Below are 18749 nucleotides of genomic sequence, written 5' to 3'. Positions count from 1 at the left end.
GCCTTATCCTGCGGTTTGGCTCCTCCTCCCCCACAGGAACAATTGCGGGACAACCGCCAGTCGCGGTACATAACACAGCATGATGAACGATCTGATGACCCTGCCCCTTGCCGACGAAAACGCCACCTGCCGACTGGGGCAGGCGCTGGCCGCTGTACTGCGCCCCGGCGACGTCCTGCTGCTGGACGGCGACCTCGGCACCGGCAAGTCCACCCTCAGCCGGGCGTTGATCCGCGCCGCCCTCGGCAGCCCGGACGAAGAGGTCCCCAGCCCGACCTTCACGCTGGTGCAGACCTACGACGGGGACTCCGCCACCTACTGGCACTTTGATCTGTACCGGCTGGAACGGCCTGACGACGCGCTGGAACTGGGGATTGAGGACGCCTTCGCCGACGGCATTTCCCTGATCGAATGGCCGCAGCGACTGGGGCCGTGGGCCCCGCGCCGGGCCCTGACCCTGTCGCTGACCCATGCCGAAACCGGCGGACGCGTGGCCACCCTGCGCGGTGAGGCCCTCTGGGCCGGACGTCTGAGCCCGCTGAAAGACGCGCCATGACCATTCCGGAGTCAAAACAGGACCGCGCCGCCCGCCGCGCCGCCTTCCTTGCCGCCTGCGGCCGGGATCCCGCTTCGGCCGTGTTCGTGGCCGGGGATGCCTCTCCCCGGACCTATTACCGGGTGACGGCGGCAGACCGGACAGTCATCGTCATGGATGATCCGCCACCGGGAGAAATCCCCGCCTTCGTCACCCTTGGCCGGTTCCTTGCCGCGCAGGGGCTCAGCGTTCCGGCGGTGCTGGCCGAAGACCGGGCCAACGGCTTCCTGCTGCTGGAAGACTTCGGTGATGCCTCTTACGGGCGGATGCTGACGGCCGATCCGGCACAGGCCGGGCCATTGTATGCGCTGGCCACCGATGCCCTGTGCCACCTGCATGACCGGCTGGATGCCTCAGCGGATCCGCTGCCGGAGGTGCCGCCCTACGATCAGGACTTCCTGAGCTTTGAGGTCTCGCTGTTCTGCGACTGGTTCCTGCCCGCCGTCGGCCAGCCCCTGAGTGCCCCCGACCGTCAGGCCTTTCTGGATCTGTGGACGCCGCTGTTCCGGCATCTGGAGGCCGGGCCGCAGACACTGGTGCTGCGGGATTTCCATGTTGATAACCTGATGGTTCTGGCCGGGCGGGACGGCACCGACGCCTGCGGTTTTCTGGACTTCCAGAGTGCCCGCCGTGGCCCGCTGCCCTATGACCTGATGAGCCTGATGGAAGATGCCCGCCGCGACATCGACCCCGCCCTGCGGCAGGCGATGCAGGACCGCTATCTGGCGGCCCGCCCGACAGTGGAAGCCGACACCTTCCGGCGGGACTGGGCCATCTGTGCCGCCCAGCGCCACACCAAGGTGATCGGCGGTTTCGTCCGTACCTGGCAGCGCGATGGCAAGCCCCATTACCTCGGGCATCTGCCCCGGGTGTGGGAACTGCTTGACCGCGCCCTATCCCATCCTGATCTTATGGATATCCGGGCATGGTTTGATGACCATGCCCCGACCGCCCTGCGACAAAGGAAGCTGCAATGACCGTGCTGCCCAAGCGGGCGATGGTGCTGGCTGCCGGCCTCGGCACCCGCATGCGTCCGATTACCGACCATACCCCCAAGCCGCTGATTTCCGTCGGCGGGAAAACCATGCTCGACCGGGTGCTGGATCACCTGCTGGCGGCAGGCGTCAAGGATGTGGTGGTCAACGTCCACCACCACCCGGGTAAAATCCGCAGCCATCTGGCCCAGCGCCGGGGCGGGCCGTCGACCACCATTTCCGACGAGACCGAACGCCTGCTGGAAACCGGGGGCGGCGTCCGCAATGCCCTGCCGCTGCTGGGGCCGAATCCATTCTTTGTCGCCAATGCCGACATCATCTGGCTGGAAGCCGCCCGCCCGGCGCTGGAACGGCTGGGCCGTCACTGGCGGCCGGACCGGATGGATGCCCTGCTGCTGGTCAAGCGCACCGCCGATGCCTGGGGGTACGACGGGCTGGGGGATTTCTTCATGGATGGCACCGGCGTGCTGCGCCGCCGGGGGGAAGGCGAGGTGGCCCCCTATATTTACGCAGGCGTTATGATCCTGAAGCCGGATGCCATGATCGGCACCCCGGACGGTCCGTTCTCGCTGAACGTGGTGTTTGACCGGCTTCTGGCCGGGAACCGCCTGTACGGCGTCGCCCATGATGGCCCGTGGTTCCATGTCGGCACCCCGGACTCGATCGTGCCGACCGAGCGGCGGATCAAAGCCCTGCTCAGCGGTGTGGATGACCCGCTGGCTGACCTCTCCGGCCCCGGGCTGCCCTGAACGGCAGCCCCAAGGCTTTCCCTGAACCGAACCGCAGGAAAGGATCCGGCTGATGTCGCCCTCCGTCTGGACCATCCCGGCCCGCCTGCCGTTCGTGGACACACTGGCGGCGGGATTGCTGGAAGAGTCCGCCGCCGCCCCGGACCGGCTGGCCCGGCAGATCATTCTGCTGCCGACCCGCCGCGCCCGGCGCACCCTGCGCGAGGCCTTCCTGCGCCAGTCGCAGGGGCGGGCCCTGTTGCTGCCCCGGCTGCTGACCGTCTCCGATCTGGATGACGAAGGCGGCCTGAGCGGCCTCGGGGGGGAAACCGGGGCGGACATCCCGCCGGAGAGTCCGCCGCTGCGGCGGCAGGTGCTGCTGACCCGGCTGATTCTGGCCGCCCCCGGTGCCGGAAAGGCCCAGACCGCCGATCAGGCCGCGCTGCTGGCGGCAGAACTGGGACGGCTGCTCGATCAGGTCCAGACTGAGGGGCTTGGCTTTGAGGGCCTTGCCGCCCTTGTCCCCGACAGCTATGCCGAACACTGGCAGATCACCCTCGACTTCCTGAAAATCCTGACCACGGTCTGGCCGCAGGTGCTGGCGGCGGAAGGCTGCCTTGACCCGGCTGACCGCCGCAACCGGCTGCTGCGGGCACAGGCGGACCTGTGGCAGGCCCACCCCCCCGGACCGGTGCTGGCAGCCGGGCTGACCGGCTCGGTTCCGGCTGCCGCTGAGCTGCTGGCCGTCGTCGCCCGCCTGCCGGAAGGCCGGGTGGTTCTGCCCGGCCTCGACCGCAGTCTGGAAGACGAAAGCTGGGCGGCACTGGGCGAGACCCACCCCCAGTATACCCTGAAGCGCCTGCTGGACCGGCTGGGGCTGTCACGCGATCAGGTCGCCGACTGGCCGGTCCCGGAGTCCACCCTGCTCGGCACCGTCGCCCCGGTGGAGCGCGAAACCCTGATCAGCGAAACCCTCCGCCCGGCGGAAACCACCCACCGCTGGCGGCGGCTGGCCGAAACCGGCCTGTCTGCCGACGCGGTCAGCGGGCTGGAACGCCTCGATTGCCCGGCCCCCCGCGAAGAGGCTCTGGCGATTGCCCTGCGCATGCGGGCGGTGCTGGAAACCCCGGGCCGCACCTGCGCGCTGGTCACCCCGGACCGTGATCTCGGCCGCCGTGTCGCCGCGGAGCTGGGCCGCTGGGGCATCACCGTCGATGATTCCGCCGGTCAGCCGCTGACGGTGTCACCGCCGGGGGCCTTCCTGCGGTTGACCGCTGCCATGGTCGAGACCGGATTTTCCCCGGTCCCCCTGCTGGCGGTGCTGAAGCACCCGCTCTGTTCCGCCGGTCTTGACGCCGCCGTGTTCCGCGATGCGGTGCGGCGGCTGGAACTGGCGGTCCTGCGCGGGGTCCGGCCTGCCCCCGGTCTGCCGGGCCTGCGGCAGGCCCTACTGGAAAAAGGGGCCGAACCTGACGGCCTTGATCCGCTGCTGACCGCGCTGGAACAGTGCTGCACGACCTTTGCCAGCCTGATGGGCCGGCCCTCCGCCCCGCTGGCGGACCTGCTGGAAGCCCATATGGTGATGGCCGAAGCCCTTGCCGCCACACCGGGCCGCCCCGGCCCCCTGTGGCTGTGGGCCGAACAGGCCGGGGAAGAAGCCGCCGCCTTTATCCGCGAACTGGCGGAAACCGCCGGGGCGCTGGGCGATATCCCGCCGTCGGCCTATCCCGGGCTGCTCCAGACCCTGATGCTCGGGCGCGGCGTACGCAGTGAATTCGGCAGCCATCCGCGCCTGAGCATTCTCGGGCCGATGGAATCCCGCCTTTATCAGGCCGATGTGATGATTCTCGGCGGCCTGAATGACGATATCTGGCCGCCCGCCCCCTCCGCCGACCCGTGGATGAGCCGCCCGATGCGCACCGATTTCGGCCTGCCGCTGCCGGAACAGAAGATCGGCCACGCCGCCCATGACTTTGCCATGGCCTTCTGCGCGCCGCAGGTCCTGCTGACCCGCTCCGCCAAGGTGGACGGAACCCCGACGGTTCCCTCCCGCTGGCTGCTGCGGCTGGATACCGTCCTCAGCGCCGCCGGGATCAGTCTGCCTGCCCCGGCAGAGTCATGGCTGGGCTGGGCCCAGACGCTGGATCTGCCGGACCGCCTGATTCCGCCGCAACGGCCATCACCCCGCCCGCCGGTGTCGGCCCGGCCCCGCCGCCTGTCCGTCACCCGGGTGGAAACCTGGATGCGCGACCCCTATGCCATCTATGCCCGCTTCATCCTCGGGCTACAGGCCCTTGATCCGCTGGAGGCCGAACCCGGCCCGGCCGATTACGGCATGCTGGTCCACAAGGCGCTGGAACTGTTCCTGACCGCCCACCCGCAGGACCTGCCCGCTGATCCGCTCGGCAGCCTGCTGGCCTGCGGACGGCAGGCCTTTGCCGACTATCTGGACCGCCCGGCGGTCTGGGCTTTCTGGTGGCCGCGCTTTGAACGGCTGGCGGCATGGGTGGTGGCGATGGAGCAGGACCGCCGCCCGACCGTCGACCGCAGCCTGTGCGAAATCAAGGGCGAGCTGAACATCGGCACCTTCACCGTCACCGCCACCGCCGACCGGGTGGACCGCCACCGCGACGGAACCCTGTCGATCATCGACTACAAGACCGGCAGCCCGCCGACCCAGAAGGAGATTGCCGCCGGATACGCGCCGCAGTTGCCGCTGGAAGCCCTGATTGCCCGCAGCGGGGGATTCGAGACGCTGGGGGCCGCCCCGGTGAAAGATCTGCTGTTCTGGCACGTCAACGGATCCCGCGACGGCGGCACCCAGAAATCCGCCTGTGGCAAGGACAGCACCGCCGATACCCTCGCCGATGAGGCCATGGAAGGGCTGCGGGGGCTGGTGATGGCCTTCGATCACCCGGAAACCCCCTATGAGCCGCGCCCCCACCCGGATTACGCCCCCCGGTATTCGGATTATCAGCATCTGGCCCGGGTCAAGGAATGGGCCAGCGGCGAAGGGGAGGACGGCGGATGAGTGAGATCCTGCGGCAGGCCACCGACCGCCAGCGTCTGGCGGCTGATCCTCTGGCCTCGGTGTGGGTCGGGGCCAATGCCGGAACCGGTAAAACCAAGGTGCTGACCGACCGGGTGCTGAACCTGCTGCTGAGCGGCACCCGCCCGGAAAAGGTCCTGTGCCTGACCTTCACCAAAGCGGCCGCCGCTGAAATGGCCAACCGGCTGGCGCGGCGGCTGTCAGACTGGGCAGTCGCCAGTGACGAGGCCCTGACCAAGGACCTGACCGCCCTGCGTGGACAGATCCCGGATGCCGCCACCCTGCGCACCGCCCGACGGCTGTTTGCCGGGGTGCTGGATGTTCCCGGCGGCATGAAGATCCAGACCATCCACAGCTTCTGTCAGGCACTGCTGGGGCGGTTCCCGCTGGAAGCCGGGATTTCCCCCCACTTCACCCTGATTGAGGAACGCGATTCCGCCGACCTGATGCGGCAGGTGCGGGAACAGGTGCTGATTGATGCCCGGCTGGGCAGCGACACCCGGCTGTCGGACGCCCTGACCGTCGTCACCCGCCATGTGCAGGAAGACAGTTTCTCCGCCCTGATGCTGGCAGTCTCACAGGCACGGGGCAAACTCCGCCGGGTGCTGGCGGATGGTCTTGATACCGCCATCGACCGGCTGCGGCAGGCGCTGGAGCTGGACCCCGGCGTCACCCCGTCCGGCCTGATTGCCGCTGCCTGCCAGCCGCCCCGGCTGGATGAGGACACCGCCCGCAGTCTGGCGCAGGCGCTGGGGCAGGGGGGGAAAAGCGATCAGGAACTGGCCGGGGTGCTGGCCGCCTGGCTGGCCCTGCCGCCGGAGCAGCGGGCAGGGCAGTGGGACCGCTACGTCAGCGTCTATCTGACCAAGGAAAAAGAACCGAAATCCCAGACCCGGTTTCCCTCCAAAGCGGTCAAGGATGCCTATCCCCATCTGCTGACCTTCCTCGATGCGGAAACGGAACGGGTTTACCGGGTCGAGCAACAGGCCAAGGCGGCGGTCTGTCTGGAAGCCACCGGGGCGCTGCTGGTGCTGGCCGATGCCATTCTTGGCCGGTACGAGCGGGCCAAGGCCGCCACCGGGCGGATGGATTTTGACGACCTGATCCTGACCGCCCGCCGCCTGCTGTCCCGCGCCGATGCGGCGGCGTGGGTGCTGTTCAAGCTGGATGGCGGCCTCGACCACCTGATGATCGACGAGGCGCAGGACACCAGCCCGGATCAATGGGCGGTGGTGCGGGCACTGGTCGCCGAATTCTTCGCCGGGGAAGGCCAGCACCCGGATCAGCCACCGCGCACGGTGTTTGCGGTCGGGGACCGGAAACAGTCGATCTATTCCTTTCAGGGCGCCAGCCCGCAGGAATTTGAGATCAGCCGTCAGCGGTTCTCCGGGGCGGCAGCGGCGATTGAGCGCCGGTTTGAGGATGTGGCGCTGGAAGTGTCCTTCCGTTCTGTGCCTGCGGTGCTGGATCTGGTTGACAGCGTGTTCCGCCGGGACGGGGCCGGGGATGGGGTGATCGGGGCGGAGGGCATCGCCCACCTGCCGTTCCGCACCGGGCAGGCCGGGGTGGTTGAACTGTGGTCCCCGCTTCAGCCGACCGCCGCCGAACCGGCCCAGCCGTGGAAACCGCCGGTGGAGCGGATCCGGGTCGAAAGTGCCCAGAACCGGCTGGCCCGGCTGGTTGCCGCCCGCATTGAAGCGATGATCCGCGATCAGGAGCGGCTGGACAGCCGCGACCGCCCGATCCGCCCCGGCGACATTCTGATTCTGGTCCGCCGCCGCAACGGTTTTGTCGACAGTCTGGTCCGTTCCCTGAAAGAACGCGGCGTTCCGGTCGCCGGGGTTGACCGCATGGTGCTGACCGAACAGCTGGTGGTACAGGATCTGCTGGCACTGGCGCAGGTGCTGCTGCTGCCGGAAGATGACCTGACCCTTGCCACCGTGCTGAAAGGCCCGCTGTTCTCCCTTAGTGAAGACGACCTGTTCACGATCGCCCATGACCGCCGCCGGGGTGTCACCCTGTGGCGGGCCCTGCGGGAACAGGCCGATCACGGCGGAGTGTTCCGTACCGCCTATCAGGCGCTGCGGCAGTTGATGGAAAAGGCCGACTTCCTGCCGCCGCACGAGCTGTTTTCCCACGTTCTGGGGCCGTTGCAGGGGCGGAAGAAACTGCTGGCCCGGCTGGGGCCGGACGCCGCCGACCCGCTGGATGAATTCATCGGCCTGACACTGGCCTATGACCGCAGCCACCCGCCGACCCTTCAGGGATTCCTGCACTGGCTGAGTGCCGATGACCAGCAGCTGAAGCGCGATCTGGAAGAAGGCGGCAATGCCGTCCGGGTGATGACCGTCCACGGATCCAAAGGACTTCAGGCCCCGGTGGTGTTCCTGCCGGACACCTGTCAGGTGCCGAAAAACAGCGAAACCCTGCTGTGGCAGGATCAGGATGAAGACCGCGCCCTGTTGGTCTGGCCGCCGCGCGCCGAATTCCGGGCCCCGCTGGCCCAGGCCCTGCACGACGACAACGGGCGTCGGCAGATGCAGGAATACCGCCGCCTGCTGTATGTGGCCCTGACCCGGGCCGAAGACCGCCTGTATGTCTGCGGCTGGGATAACCGGACCCGCCGCAGCCCGGACTGCTGGCACGATCTGGTGTCCGCCGCCATGGCCGATCTGGGGCGGGAGGTGGACGACCCGCTGGTCACCCGTCTGGCCGGGGAGGATCCGGTCACCGTCTGGCGGCACACCTCAGCCCAGACCGAACCGGCACGCCCGGACCGGATTCTTGGCACCCACCGGCAGGATGCGACCGCTCTGCCGGGCTGGATTGCCTCGCCGCCTGCAAAAGAACCGACCCCATCCCGGCCGCTGGCTCCGTCCCGCCCGGTTCTGGTCGATCCGCCGGTGCGTTCGCCACTGGCCGGGGATGAGGACGGCGACAGCCACCGCTTCCAGCGGGGCCGCCTGATCCACACCCTGCTCCAGATTCTGCCGGACCTGCCGGAGCCCCAGCGGGACGCGGCCGCCAGCCGCTATCTGGCCCGCCCGGTGTGGGATCTGCCCGCTGACCGGCAGGAGCAGTTCCGGGCTGAGACCATGGCGGTCCTGACCCACCCCGATTTTGCCGACCTGTTCGGCCCGGGATCGCTGGCCGAAGTGCCGCTGACCGGGGTGGTCGCGGCCCGGCATGTGGTGTCCGGGCAGGTTGACCGCCTGCTGGTCCGCCCGGACGGGGTGTGGATCGTCGATTTTAAGACCAACCGCCCGCCGCCGCGCCGGGTGGAGGATGTGGCTGACGCCTATCTGGTCCAGATGGCCCTGTACCGCGATGTGCTGCAACAGGTGTACCCGGGCCGCCCGGTCCATTGTGCCCTGCTGTGGACCGATGGCCCGTTCCTGATGGACCTGCCCCCGGAAACGTTGAACAGAGCCCTGTCGGACCTGCTGGACGGGCGCTTCACTCCGGCTGCCTGACGGAAGACGGCGGTCGCTGACTTGACGATCCGGGGACGGCTCCCTAGAGTCTGGTGCATCTGATGTCCGGCGTTTGCGCCGGACCCTCACGAAAGGACTTTTCGGGATGAAACACGTTACGGACAGCAGCTTCGAAGCAGACGTTCTGAAGTCTGACCTGCCGGTTCTGGTGGATTTCTGGGCGGAATGGTGCGGTCCGTGCAAGCAGATCGCCCCGGCGCTGGATGATATCTCCACCGAATTTGCCGGCCGTCTGGTCGTCGGCAAGGTGAATATCGACGACAATCCGATGACCCCGGCCAAGTTCGGCGTCCGTGGCATCCCGACTCTGGTGATGTTCAAGGGCGGCGAAGTCGCCGCCGTCAAGGTCGGTGCCCTGCCGAAATCCAAGCTGGTGGAATGGGTGAACTCGGTGCTGTAAGGCCCGGTTTTCTCACCACAACCGTTAAAAAGCCCCGACCGTCTGGCCGGGGCTTTTTCCTTGTCGCCCGCCGGGGAGACGCCGGGATCAGGGCTTCGCGCCCCCAACCTGCCTTTCTCCGGCCTGCCCTTCTCCGGCCCGCCGCTCCCCCGGGGCCATGATCAGGCAGGTGGTGGTGGCGGTGGCATAGACTTTCCCCGCCGCATCAACCAGTTTGCCTTCCGCCGTGGCAATCCGGCTGCCCCGGTGAAGCAGGGTGCCGATGGCCCGGACCGGACCGGTCTTGACGGTTACCGCCCGGATCAGGGAAATCTTGAATTCCAGCGTCGTATACGCCTCCCCGGCCTTCAGGGTGGTATGGACGGAGCAGGCCATGCAACTGTCCAGCAGCGTCGCGGCAAACCCGGCATGGACGGTGCCGATCGGGTTGTAATGATCCTCGCTCGGGGTGCCTTCAAACACCGCATGGCCGGGGCCGATTTCCCCCAGACCAAAGCCCAGCGTTCTCGCAATCGGCGGGGCCGGGTGACGGCCTTCGATGATTCCGGTCAGATAGGTCATCCCGTCTTCGGCGGAAATCTCTGCCAGCGGCAGAACCCCATAACGGCGGTTAGCAACAGCATCAGACATGGCATTTCATCCCGGATTTATTAATTGCATATACAATGTTGTATATGCAAAAACTGGCCCCGGCAACCGGAATACAGTACTCTGGGGCCTGCCCTGACCGCCGGATCCCGACAATGACAGCACCGCCTTCCCCTGAGCTTTCCCCTGATCCGCAGACGCCACCGCCCGCCCCCTACGCCAGCCCCTGCACCTGCTTTCAGGTCCGGCGGGCGGCCCGGATCATCACCGGACGCTATGATGCCGCGCTCGCCCCTCTCGGATTGCGGATCACCCAGTTTTCCGTTCTGGCGCATCTGGTCCAGCAGCCGGTTCCCCTGACCGCTCTGGCAGAGATGCTGGTGATGGACCGCACCACCCTGACCCGGACCCTGAAACCGATGCTGGCCGCTGGCTGGGTGACGACGGAGGCTGACCCCACCGACCGCCGGATCAAGCGGGCACAGCTGACAGAGACCGGACTGGCCTTGTTTGAGCAGGCGGTTCCATTGTGGCGGGATACCCAAAGGGCTGTGAAAGATCACCTCGGCCGCGATTTTGTCCGCGACCTGCACGACCGCCTGACCACAGTATGGGAAACACTGTCCGCCGCCCCCTGAGGCCCGACCTATGGACGGGGCTGGGCAAGACCAAACCCGGCATACAGTTGCCCCAGACGGCCATCACGCTGCACCCGGCCATGGGCCGCTTTCAGGCGGTCCGCCTGCTGCGGAGGGAAGGCGGTGTTGCAGGCATGCCAGATGGTCTGAACCTGCAAATCCCCGAGAACCCGGACGGCACTTTTATCCGCGGCGTCCAGAAGGTCAAACGTCACCGCCAGAAGAACCCCATAGCGGACCCGGCCGGCCGCCACCATTTTCACCACCGTATCGGCAGCGGGGCGGCTGTCATGACGGATATCCGCCTTCTGTAAAACCACCTGTCCCGCCCCGTCGAGGCTGACGATGCCATCGGCCTGATTCCGCCGCAGGGTCTCCAGCGAAACGTCGGTGTCCGGAAAGTGCGGCGGTGCGGCCACAATGACGATCACCCGGGTCTGGGTGACCGGAAACAGCCAGAGAAACTGCGACTCCGTCTCGGGAGTGCGGGTCACAGCCGACAGGCAGCTGTCCGGCTGGACCTGAACCTGCTGAACCGCCCGGTTAAAAGGCACGGAGACATACTCCGGCTGAAGCGCCGCCTCGCCATAGACAAGATCCAGAATGCCTTGCAGGCGGCGCATTGCCTCTGTCGCCGCGTAACGGTTTTCCCCGAACTGCCCCAGGACCGGCACCGTCTCTGATCCGGCCATGGCGGATGCAGACCACAGAAGCACCGCAGCCATCACCAGCGCCAGAAGGCGGGCCCCTGTCAGCCCAACCAAAGCCCCCGGCCCCCTGCACACCGGCCCCTGCGGGACCGTTGCTGCCCTTGCCCCTGCCATGCCCACCCCTTGTTCCCCTTCTGCCCTTCAGAGGGACACTGCCGTTCCGTCAGAATGCTATCATGGCGTTTGTAAGTCTTGTTATTTTTCTACCATGACGCACGGAAGGCCGTTGTACAGGACCCCGCTGCCCGCCGGTTCCCTGTGTTCTCGCAGTATATCATAGTATGCACAAATACAAAAAGACCTGCTCCCGGATCCCCGGGAGCAGGTCTGAGACAAAGCGCCGTCCGGCTGGGATCAGCGCTTCAGCATCGGACCAACCGGCCCGCCACCGAGAACGTGGAAATGCAGGTGCGGCACTTCCTGTCCGCCATCTTCCCCGATGTTGGTGATCACGCGGTAGCCGCTGTCCCGGACCCGGGTCAGGGTTGCCACTTTTTCGATGGCACGGAACAGGGCGGCGATTTCCTCATCCTTGCCATGCTGGGCCATCTCGGTCAGGGATTTGTACGGCCCCTTCGGAATCACCAGCACATGTACCGGACGGGCCGGGGAAATATCGTGGAACGCTAGAACATGATCGTCTTCATAGACGGTGTTGTTCGGGATTTCCCCCCGCAGGATGCGGGCGAACACATTGTTCGGATCGTAGGACATCACATCTCGCCTTTCTTCTTACGGGACTTCTTCTCATCCAGACCGGACGTGCCGAAACGCTGACGCAGCTCGGCCCAGACATCCTCCGGGGTGACATCGCAGTCGGCCCACAGGGCGGTCAGGTGATACAGCAGGTCCGCGCTTTCCGAAATCAGCTCCGCCTTGCCTTCGACCAGCGAGGCAATGGCGATTTCCACCGCCTCTTCCCCCACCTTCTGCGCAATCTTCTTGCGGCCCTTGGCAAACAGCTTGGCGGTGTAAGACGCTTCCGGGTCGCCGCCCTTGCGGCTGGCGACGATCTCATACAGGGCATCAAGGGTGTGGTCAGTGGTCATGATGGATTACCCCATACGCATGGGGATCCCGCGGGAGGCCATGTAGTCCTTGGCCTGCTGCACGGTGTATTCCCCGAAATGGAAGATCGACGCGGCCAGAACCGCAGTGGCATGCCCCTCAAGAACCCCTTCCGCCAGATGCTCCAGCGTGCCGACTCCCCCGGAGGCAATCACCGGAATCGGCACCGCATCGGCCACAGCCCGGGTCAGCGGCAGGTTGAACCCCTGCTTGGTGCCGTCACGGTCCATGCTGGTCAGCAGGATTTCTCCGGCGCCATAGTCTGCCATCCGCTTCGCCCAGTCCACCGCATCCAGCCCGGTGGCATTGCGGCCACCGTGGGTGAAGATCTCGAACTTTCCGGGGGCCACGGATTTGGCATCCAGCGCCACCACCACGCACTGGCTTCCGAACTTTTCGGCGGCTTCGCGGACGAATTCCGGCCGCTGAACCGCAGCGGTGTTGATCGAGACCTTATCGGCCCCGGCCAGCAGAAGCCTGCGGATATCCTCGTTGGTCCGCACCCCACCGCCGACAGTCAGCGGCATGAAGCACTGTTCCGCAGTGCGGGCCACCACATCATACAGGGTATCGCGGTTATCCGACGAGGCGGTAATGTCGAGGAAACACAGCTCATCGGCTCCGGCGGCATCATAGACCCGCGCCTGCTCCACCGGATCCCCGGCATCGCGCAGCCCGACGAAGTTGACCCCCTTCACCACCCGGCCGTCCTTGACGTCCAGACAGGGGATAATGCGCATTTTCATCATGGCGTGTTATCCCCGCAGAACGGCCAAGGCCTCAGCCAGATCGAGGCTGCCGTCATAGATGGCCCGCCCGGAAATCACCCCGGCGATCTCGCCCCGGGCCATCTGCGCCGCCCGGTCCCGCACGGCGGTCAGATCGGCCACCGACGACACCCCGCCGGAGACGATCACCGGCGTCGACAGACGTTCCGCGAGGGAAACGGTAGCGTCGATGTTCGGCCCGCCCATCGCCCCGTCCCGGTCGATATCGGTGTAGATGATGGCGGCAACCCCGGCATCCTCAAACTTCAGGCCAAGATCGACGGCGGTGATATCAGAGGTTTCAGCCCAGCCTTCCACCGCCACCATGCCCTTGCGGGCATCAATGCCGACGGCAATCCGCCCCGGATGGCGGCGGCAGGCCTCTTTGACCAGCGCCGGATCGCGCAGGGCGATGGTGCCGAGGATCACCCGGCGCACCCCTTTATCCAGCCACATGTCGATGGTGGCATGATCGCGGATGCCGCCGCCCAGCTGAACCGGAATATCCGGCCCCAGCGCCGCCAGAATGGCATCCACCGCCCCGGCATTCACCGGCTGCCCGGCAAAGGCCCCATTCAGGTCCACCACATGCAGCCAGTCGATGCCAGCCGCCCGGAAGCGGGCCGCCTGATCACCGGGCGAGGTGTTGAAAACGGTGGCGGCATCCATTTCGCCGCGCAGCAGCCGCACGCAGGCCCCGTCCTTCAGGTCAATGGCAGGAAACAGAATCATCTCGGCGGCCCCTTATGGCGTCCAGCGCAGGAAATTGGTCAGCAGCTTCAGGCCGACGGCCTGACTTTTCTCCGGGTGGAACTGGGTTCCGACCATGGTGTCGCGGGCGATCATCGCCGTTACCGGCCCGCCGTAGTCCACCGTCACCAGCCGGTGCGCCGGATCCGCGCACTGCATGTGATAGCTGTGGACGAAATAGGCATGATCCCCGGGAGAAATCCCGTCGAGCACCGCATGGGCCCCGGGTTCAAACACCAGCTCATTCCACCCCATGTGCGGAATTTTCAGGGTCGGATCAGACGGGGTCAGCGCCGACACCTCGCCCGGGATCCAGCCCAGCCCCTCGAAGGTGCCGTGCTCGACCCCGCGTTCCGCCATCAGCTGCATGCCGACACAGATGCCAAGGAACGGACGATGATGATGGTGCACCACCTCGGTCAGGGCTTCGATCATGCCGGGGACGGCGGATAACCCGCGCTTGCAGTCCCCGAACGCCCCCACACCGGGCAACACCACGCGATCTGCCTTCCGGACCTGATCCGCATCGTTGGTGACCAGGATGGTCTGGGTCAGACCAGCCTCGCGCACCGCGCGGTCAAGCGCCTTGGCGGCAGAGCGCAGATTGCCCGAGCCGTAGTCGATGATGGCTACTGTCATCTGCGTCCTCGAAAGAAATCTGTCCCGGTCACGGACGGACCAGCGCCGGAACTGTCAAACAGAAAGACCGGCGGAACCGTGACGGTCACGGCACACCGACAGGGCCACACCCCGGTGGGGGCAGCCCTGCGCTGTCTTAGCAGGAACCGGCGCGGGGATAAACCCCACACCGAACATGGATCATGCGTTTACCGCAGCCGATCCGCCAGCCGGATCAGAGGCTGCCGCCCAGAACACCCTTGGTCGACGGCACGGCCTCCGGCTTGCGCGGATCAATCTCCATGGCCTGCCGCAGGGCACGGGCCAGCGCCTTGAAGCAGCTTTCAATGATATGGTGGCAGTTTTCCCCATAGTGGTTCTGCACATGCAGGGTGATCCCCGCCGTCTGCGAAAACGCCTGAAACCATTCCTTGAACAGTTCGGTATCGAAATCACCGATTTTGTCGCGGGGGAACGCCACCTTCCAGATCAGGTACGGACGGTTGGACAGGTCCAGCGACACCTGCGACAGGGTTTCATCCATCGGGATCATGGCCGAACCATAGCGCTGGATCCCGGCACGGTCGCCCAAGGCCTTCGACACCGCCGTCCCGATCGCCAGCGCGCTGTCTTCGGTGGTATGGTGGAAATCGATATGGGTATCGCCCTTGGCGCGCACCGTCAGATCCATCAGGGAATGCCGCGAAAGCTGTTCCAGCATGTGATCCAGAAAACCGATCCCGGTCGACACATCATACTGGCCGGTGCCGTCGATGCTCACGCTGACGCTGATCTCGGTTTCCTTGGTCTTCCGCTCGATGCTCGCCTGACGCATGGATCTGCTCTCTGCTGTCGCCACCGGTACAGACAGGCCACTGCGGGCCGGTTATTCTGTCAGGTGACGTGGATGGGGTTCAGGCTATGTAACAGTCCCGCCCCGCCCCGCCAAGGTCCGGATCGGTCCAAACGATCAAAAAAAGCGTATGGATTACACCTCTTACTCGCTATTCTTGCCCGCTTTCAACTGGTTCACACAAACAACCCCGCGTATTGTTCAATCCCCGGTCTGTACGCCCGTACCCTTTTTCCGGCCCTACCGGATTGGGATATGTGCCGCAAACAGGCGGGGCAGATGCCTGAATCGGGGAAACGCCGCGCATCACCGCGGCGGACTGGGCGGGCATTAGGACTGACCAAGCAAATGGTGTGCGAACAACATGATTGACGATAAGCCGAAGGCTCGCCGCCGCCAGCCGATTACTGCCAAGGAATACGGACCGGACCCGGTAGACGTCCATGTCGGCAAGCGTATGCGCCTGCGCCGCACCCTTCTTGGCCTCAGCCAGGAACAGCTGGCCGCCGCCGTTGGCGTGACTTTCCAGCAGATCCAGAAGTACGAGCGGGGGTCTAACCGCGTCTCCGCCTCCCGCCTGTATGATGTGGCGCGGGTTCTGGGTGTGGAAATCTCCTTCTTCTTTGAAGATATCGGTAAGGATGTCACCGACGGCCGCCCGACCCAGAACCTGCCGGAACAGGCCGGTCTGGCCGATGTCGCCGGTCTGCCGTCCTACGAGCAGGATCCGCTGTCGCGGAACGAGACGCTGGAACTGGTGCGGTCGTACTGGAAGCTTCCCAGCTCCGACATGCGGAAGAATGTTCTGGAACTGCTGCGCAGCATGGGCCGCCGCGACGGTTAAGCCCTTTTCGCCGTTTATCCTTTGGGATCCGGGCGGGGCATCATGCCCCCCGGAGGCGCAAATTTCGGCAACAGCTGCTCAGCAGAGAGCTGGGCGATATCAAGGAAGTGTATCACCTCCGAGATCTGAGGATACTCAGGGCGGAGGGTGCCGAGGTCTGTCTTGAAGCGTTCGGCAACACTGATCAGGCTGGCCAGAATCTTGAAAGATTCGGAGCATGGCTCCGGCAAGGGCGGCGTCGTGTGGCGCAGCCCGGCCCGCCGCCGGGGGGAAAGCCCCTTGCCCGGCGGGGTTGCGACAACAGGACCATCTGCATCAAGCCCGATCGGACCGGATCCGGCACAGGCGGCTGTGGTCTTTTTGCTTTTCCCCGGATCTCCGGTCATCGGGTTCTCTCCCCTGCCTCGCTGACTCAACAGATTATACAACCTATACGATAGTAAATTGCTGTTTTAGCTGAGTAAATCTATCAAGGGTTGCCATTTGTGCAAAGGCGTTTCTGCTCTTTTAAAGAGTGTTTTTTCTATAATACGAAAATAGAGGGCATTTTCATCCCCTTCTCCCCTTCAGGCTCCTGCCCGGCAGAACCATCCCGCCAAACCTTGACCCCGGTTTGACCCTGCCCCATCTTGACGGCTGGAATGGCCTTCAGCGCCGGTCCCCTTCCCATCCCGCTTCCTGTATGGTTCCCAATCCAATGAACGAGTCACCGACCGGCGCCACCTGGCATGGCACCACCATCCTCTCCGTCCGAAAAAACGGCCGTGTCGTTGTTGCCGGTGACGGACAGGTCACTCTGGGCAATACGGTGCTGAAGGCCAGTGCCCGGAAAGTCCGCCCGCTGGCCGGGGGTAAGGTGATTGTCGGCTTTGCCGGGGCCACCGCCGATGCCTTTACCCTGTTTGAACGGCTGGAAGCCAAACTGGAACAGTATCCGGACCAGTTGCAGCGGGCCTGCGTGGAACTGGCGAAGGACTGGCGGACCGACCGCTATCTGCGCAAGCTGGAAGCGATGATGGCGGTGGCCGACCATGAAACCTCGTTGATCCTGTCCGGCACCGGCGATGTGCTGGAACCCGAGGACGGGTTGATCGGCATCGGCTCCGGCGGGGCCTATGCCCTGTCCGCCGCCCGGGCCCTGATTGATATTGACGGTCTGGATGCCGAGGCCATCGCCCGCAAAGCGATGAAAATCGCCGGGGATATCTGCATCTACACCAATCACTCTGTCACGCTGGAGAGCCTGTAAGCCATGACCGGATTCAGCCCGCGCGAAATCGTTTCGGAACTGGACCGTCACATTGTCGGTCAGCAGGATGCCAAACGGGCGGTGGCAATTGCCCTGCGCAACCGCTGGCGGCGCCAGCAGGTGCCCGATGCCCTGCGTGACGAGATTCTGCCGAAAAATATCCTGATGATCGGCCCGACCGGGGTCGGCAAAACGGAAATCGCCCGCCGCCTTGCCAAACTGGCACAGGCCCCGTTCCTGAAGGTGGAGGCCACCAAATTCACCGAGGTCGGTTACGTTGGCCGCGATGTTGACAGCATCATCCGCGACCTGCTGGAAAATGCCATTCAGGACAGCCGCGCCACCCTGCGCCGTCAGGTCACCGCCAAAGCCGAACTGGCAGCCGAAGACCGGGTGCTGGATGCGCTGGTCGGCGACAGCGCCAGCCCGGAAACCCGCCAGAAATTCCGCAAGATGCTGCGGGAAGGCAGCCTGAACGACCGCGAGATCGAGCTTCAGGTCCGCGATACCGGCGGCACCGCTATGCCCTCTCTCGATATTCCCGGCATGCCGGGGGCACAGATGGGCATGCTCAACCTGAACGATCTGTTCGGCAAGGCCTTCGGCGGGGCCACCAAGACCCGCAAGATGAAGGTCTCCGACAGTTACGGCGTTCTGCTGCGCGAGGAGGCTGACAAGCTTCTGGATGAGGAGCAGGTGGTCAAACAGGCGATCAGTGCGGTGGAAAACAACGGTATCGTCTTTCTCGATGAGATCGACAAAATCTGTGCCCGGGCCGAAGCCCGCAGTGCCGATGTCTCCCGCGAGGGGGTCCAGCGCGACCTGCTGCCGCTGATCGAAGGCACCACCGTCAGCACCAAGCACGGGCCGGTGAAGACCGACCACATTCTGTTTATCGCCTCCGGGGCCTTCCATACCGCCAAACCGTCGGATCTGCTGCCGGAACTTCAGGGCCGCCTGCCGATCCGGGTGGAACTGAAGCCACTGTCAGCGGACGATTTCCGCCGGATCCTGACCGAACCGGAAGCCAGCCTGATCAAGCAGTACACCGCCCTGCTGGCAACGGAAGAGGTCACGCTGACCTTTGCCGACGACGCCATCAGCGCGCTGGCGGAACTGGCGGCGGAGGTCAACCGCACGGTGGAAAACATCGGGGCCCGCCGCCTGCATACCCTGCTGGAGAAACTGCTGGAGGACATCAGTTTCTCCGCCCCCGACCGCAGCGGAGAGGCGATCACCCTGACCGGAGCCGATGTACAGGACCGGATTGCGCCGCTGGCAAAGAAGAGTGACCTGTCGAAATTTATCCTGTAAGACGGAAAGACCGGTTTTCGGCGGGGGCGGCATGGCTGCCCCCGTTGCCGCTTTGGCCCGGTTCTCCCTGTTTTTTTCACCCAGAGTCT

At 65.3% G+C, this 18749-nt stretch carries 19 protein-coding genes; 10 read left to right on the top strand and 9 right to left on the bottom strand.

The annotated features are described in order from the left end of the window. The first annotated feature begins 79 nt into the window (after positions 1-79). From tsaE to trxA, 6 genes are all read left to right on the top strand, one after another. On the top strand, positions 80-556 hold the full coding sequence (gene tsaE / locus FHS48_RS05930; RefSeq protein ID WP_416046505.1) for a tRNA (adenosine(37)-N6)-threonylcarbamoyltransferase complex ATPase subunit type 1 TsaE: 477 nt from the start codon (positions 80-82) through the stop codon (positions 554-556). Beyond that, complete coding sequence (locus FHS48_RS05925; RefSeq protein ID WP_184262344.1) at positions 553-1572, top strand: aminoglycoside phosphotransferase family protein; 1020 nt, start codon at positions 553-555, stop codon at positions 1570-1572. The genes tsaE and FHS48_RS05925 overlap by 4 nt, the downstream gene beginning before the upstream one ends. After that, positions 1569-2339 carry a nucleotidyltransferase family protein gene (locus FHS48_RS05920; protein ID WP_184262342.1) on the top strand — a complete coding sequence of 257 codons (771 nt, stop codon included), beginning with the start codon at positions 1569-1571 and terminating at the stop codon, positions 2337-2339. The genes FHS48_RS05925 and FHS48_RS05920 overlap by 4 nt, the downstream gene beginning before the upstream one ends. Positions 2340-2391: 52 nt before the next feature. Beyond that, a complete protein-coding gene (gene addB / locus FHS48_RS05915) occupies positions 2392-5349 on the top strand; it encodes a double-strand break repair protein AddB (protein WP_184262340.1) in 2958 nt (985 codons plus the stop codon). Then, positions 5346-8840, top strand: a complete 3495-nt coding sequence (gene addA, locus FHS48_RS05910; RefSeq protein ID WP_184262338.1) for a double-strand break repair helicase AddA — start codon at positions 5346-5348, stop codon at positions 8838-8840. The genes addB and addA overlap by 4 nt, the downstream gene beginning before the upstream one ends. A gap of 106 nt (positions 8841-8946) precedes the next feature. Next, a complete protein-coding gene (trxA, locus tag FHS48_RS05905; protein ID WP_019645058.1) occupies positions 8947-9261 on the top strand; it encodes a thioredoxin TrxA in 315 nt (104 codons plus the stop codon). Positions 9262-9348: 87 nt separating this feature from the next. On the opposite strand, the gene FHS48_RS05900 is transcribed toward trxA, so the two are convergent. Beyond that, positions 9349-9891: a PaaI family thioesterase gene (locus tag FHS48_RS05900; protein WP_184262336.1), complete on the bottom strand. Its 543-nt coding sequence runs from the start codon at positions 9889-9891 to the stop codon at positions 9349-9351. Between the two features lie 113 nt (positions 9892-10004). Here FHS48_RS05900 and FHS48_RS05895 point away from each other — a divergent pair, with 113 nt between their 5' ends. Further along, on the top strand, positions 10005-10487 hold the full coding sequence (locus tag FHS48_RS05895) for a MarR family winged helix-turn-helix transcriptional regulator (protein ID WP_184262334.1): 483 nt from the start codon (positions 10005-10007) through the stop codon (positions 10485-10487). Between the two features lie 8 nt (positions 10488-10495). Here FHS48_RS05895 and FHS48_RS05890 read toward each other — a convergent pair whose 3' ends face one another. From FHS48_RS05890 to hisB, 7 genes are all read right to left on the bottom strand, one after another. Next, positions 10496-11251, bottom strand: coding sequence for a hypothetical protein (locus tag FHS48_RS05890; RefSeq protein ID WP_184262332.1), 756 nt, complete (start codon positions 11249-11251; stop codon positions 10496-10498). A 300-nt stretch (positions 11252-11551) separates the two neighbouring features. After that, positions 11552-11911, bottom strand: coding sequence for a histidine triad nucleotide-binding protein (locus FHS48_RS05885; RefSeq protein WP_184262330.1), 360 nt, complete (start codon positions 11909-11911; stop codon positions 11552-11554). Beyond that, positions 11911-12246, bottom strand: coding sequence for a phosphoribosyl-ATP diphosphatase (locus tag FHS48_RS05880; protein WP_184262328.1), 336 nt, complete (start codon positions 12244-12246; stop codon positions 11911-11913). Before FHS48_RS05880 ends, FHS48_RS05885 begins: the two co-directional genes overlap by 1 nt. A 6-nt stretch (positions 12247-12252) precedes the next feature. Continuing rightward, positions 12253-13014: an imidazole glycerol phosphate synthase subunit HisF gene (gene hisF / locus FHS48_RS05875; RefSeq protein WP_184262326.1), complete on the bottom strand. Its 762-nt coding sequence runs from the start codon at positions 13012-13014 to the stop codon at positions 12253-12255. 6 nt (positions 13015-13020) lie between these two features. Then, a complete protein-coding gene (hisA, locus tag FHS48_RS05870; RefSeq protein WP_184262324.1) occupies positions 13021-13764 on the bottom strand; it encodes a 1-(5-phosphoribosyl)-5-[(5-phosphoribosylamino)methylideneamino]imidazole-4-carboxamide isomerase in 744 nt (247 codons plus the stop codon). 12 nt (positions 13765-13776) lie between these two features. Beyond that, positions 13777-14421 (bottom strand): imidazole glycerol phosphate synthase subunit HisH, encoded by a 645-nt coding sequence (gene hisH, locus FHS48_RS05865; RefSeq protein ID WP_184262322.1) that lies wholly within the window; start codon positions 14419-14421, stop codon positions 13777-13779. 214 nt (positions 14422-14635) lie between these two features. Continuing rightward, complete coding sequence (gene hisB / locus FHS48_RS05860; RefSeq protein ID WP_184262320.1) at positions 14636-15235, bottom strand: imidazoleglycerol-phosphate dehydratase HisB; 600 nt, start codon at positions 15233-15235, stop codon at positions 14636-14638. Between the two features lie 382 nt (positions 15236-15617). Between hisB and FHS48_RS05855 the strand changes: the two genes are divergently transcribed. Continuing rightward, entirely contained in the window at positions 15618-16097 is a 480-nt protein-coding gene (locus FHS48_RS05855) for a helix-turn-helix domain-containing protein (protein ID WP_184262318.1), read from the top strand. 14 nt (positions 16098-16111) lie between these two features. On the opposite strand, the gene FHS48_RS05850 is transcribed toward FHS48_RS05855, so the two are convergent. Continuing rightward, the gene (locus tag FHS48_RS05850; RefSeq protein ID WP_184262316.1) at positions 16112-16483 is read right to left on the bottom strand and encodes a hypothetical protein; all 372 of its coding nucleotides are present in this window, start codon (positions 16481-16483) and stop codon (positions 16112-16114) included. 311 nt (positions 16484-16794) lie between these two features. Here FHS48_RS05850 and hslV point away from each other — a divergent pair, with 311 nt between their 5' ends. Both hslV and hslU read left to right on the top strand, forming a co-directional pair. Continuing rightward, entirely contained in the window at positions 16795-17346 is a 552-nt protein-coding gene (gene hslV, locus FHS48_RS05845) for an ATP-dependent protease subunit HslV (protein ID WP_184262314.1), read from the top strand. A gap of 3 nt (positions 17347-17349) precedes the next feature. After that, entirely contained in the window at positions 17350-18660 is a 1311-nt protein-coding gene (gene hslU, locus FHS48_RS05840) for an ATP-dependent protease ATPase subunit HslU (RefSeq protein ID WP_184262312.1), read from the top strand. Positions 18661-18749 lie beyond the last annotated feature (89 nt).

This window comes from Novispirillum itersonii, assembly GCF_014205675.1.
Taxonomy (GTDB): Bacteria; Pseudomonadota; Alphaproteobacteria; order Rhodospirillales; family Rhodospirillaceae; genus Novispirillum; species Novispirillum itersonii_A.
The sequence above is the reverse complement of the archived record's forward strand: the minus strand, read 5'-3'. Positions and strand labels throughout refer to the sequence as shown.

Bases quoted from the DNA above. Each gene is read 5' to 3' on its own strand.
- tsaE (WP_416046505.1), top strand. From the start codon at position 80: ATGATGAACGATCTGATGACCCTGCCCCTTGCCGACGAAAACGCCACC.
- FHS48_RS05925 (WP_184262344.1), top strand. From the start codon at position 553: ATGACCATTCCGGAGTCAAAACAGGACCGCGCCGCCCGCCGCGCCGCC.
- FHS48_RS05920 (WP_184262342.1), top strand. From the start codon at position 1,569: ATGACCGTGCTGCCCAAGCGGGCGATGGTGCTGGCTGCCGGCCTCGGC.
- addB (WP_184262340.1), top strand. From the start codon at position 2,392: ATGTCGCCCTCCGTCTGGACCATCCCGGCCCGCCTGCCGTTCGTGGAC.
- addA (WP_184262338.1), top strand. From the start codon at position 5,346: ATGAGTGAGATCCTGCGGCAGGCCACCGACCGCCAGCGTCTGGCGGCT.
- trxA (WP_019645058.1), top strand. From the start codon at position 8,947: ATGAAACACGTTACGGACAGCAGCTTCGAAGCAGACGTTCTGAAGTCT.
- FHS48_RS05900 (WP_184262336.1), bottom strand. From the start codon at position 9,891: ATGTCTGATGCTGTTGCTAACCGCCGTTATGGGGTTCTGCCGCTGGCA.
- FHS48_RS05895 (WP_184262334.1), top strand. From the start codon at position 10,005: ATGACAGCACCGCCTTCCCCTGAGCTTTCCCCTGATCCGCAGACGCCA.
- FHS48_RS05885 (WP_184262330.1), bottom strand. From the start codon at position 11,911: ATGTCCTACGATCCGAACAATGTGTTCGCCCGCATCCTGCGGGGGGAA.
- FHS48_RS05880 (WP_184262328.1), bottom strand. From the start codon at position 12,246: ATGACCACTGACCACACCCTTGATGCCCTGTATGAGATCGTCGCCAGC.
- hisF (WP_184262326.1), bottom strand. From the start codon at position 13,014: ATGATGAAAATGCGCATTATCCCCTGTCTGGACGTCAAGGACGGCCGG.
- hisA (WP_184262324.1), bottom strand. From the start codon at position 13,764: ATGATTCTGTTTCCTGCCATTGACCTGAAGGACGGGGCCTGCGTGCGG.
- hisH (WP_184262322.1), bottom strand. From the start codon at position 14,421: ATGACAGTAGCCATCATCGACTACGGCTCGGGCAATCTGCGCTCTGCC.
- hisB (WP_184262320.1), bottom strand. From the start codon at position 15,235: ATGCGTCAGGCGAGCATCGAGCGGAAGACCAAGGAAACCGAGATCAGC.
- FHS48_RS05855 (WP_184262318.1), top strand. From the start codon at position 15,618: ATGATTGACGATAAGCCGAAGGCTCGCCGCCGCCAGCCGATTACTGCC.
- FHS48_RS05850 (WP_184262316.1), bottom strand. From the start codon at position 16,483: ATGACCGGAGATCCGGGGAAAAGCAAAAAGACCACAGCCGCCTGTGCC.
- hslV (WP_184262314.1), top strand. From the start codon at position 16,795: ATGAACGAGTCACCGACCGGCGCCACCTGGCATGGCACCACCATCCTC.
- hslU (WP_184262312.1), top strand. From the start codon at position 17,350: ATGACCGGATTCAGCCCGCGCGAAATCGTTTCGGAACTGGACCGTCAC.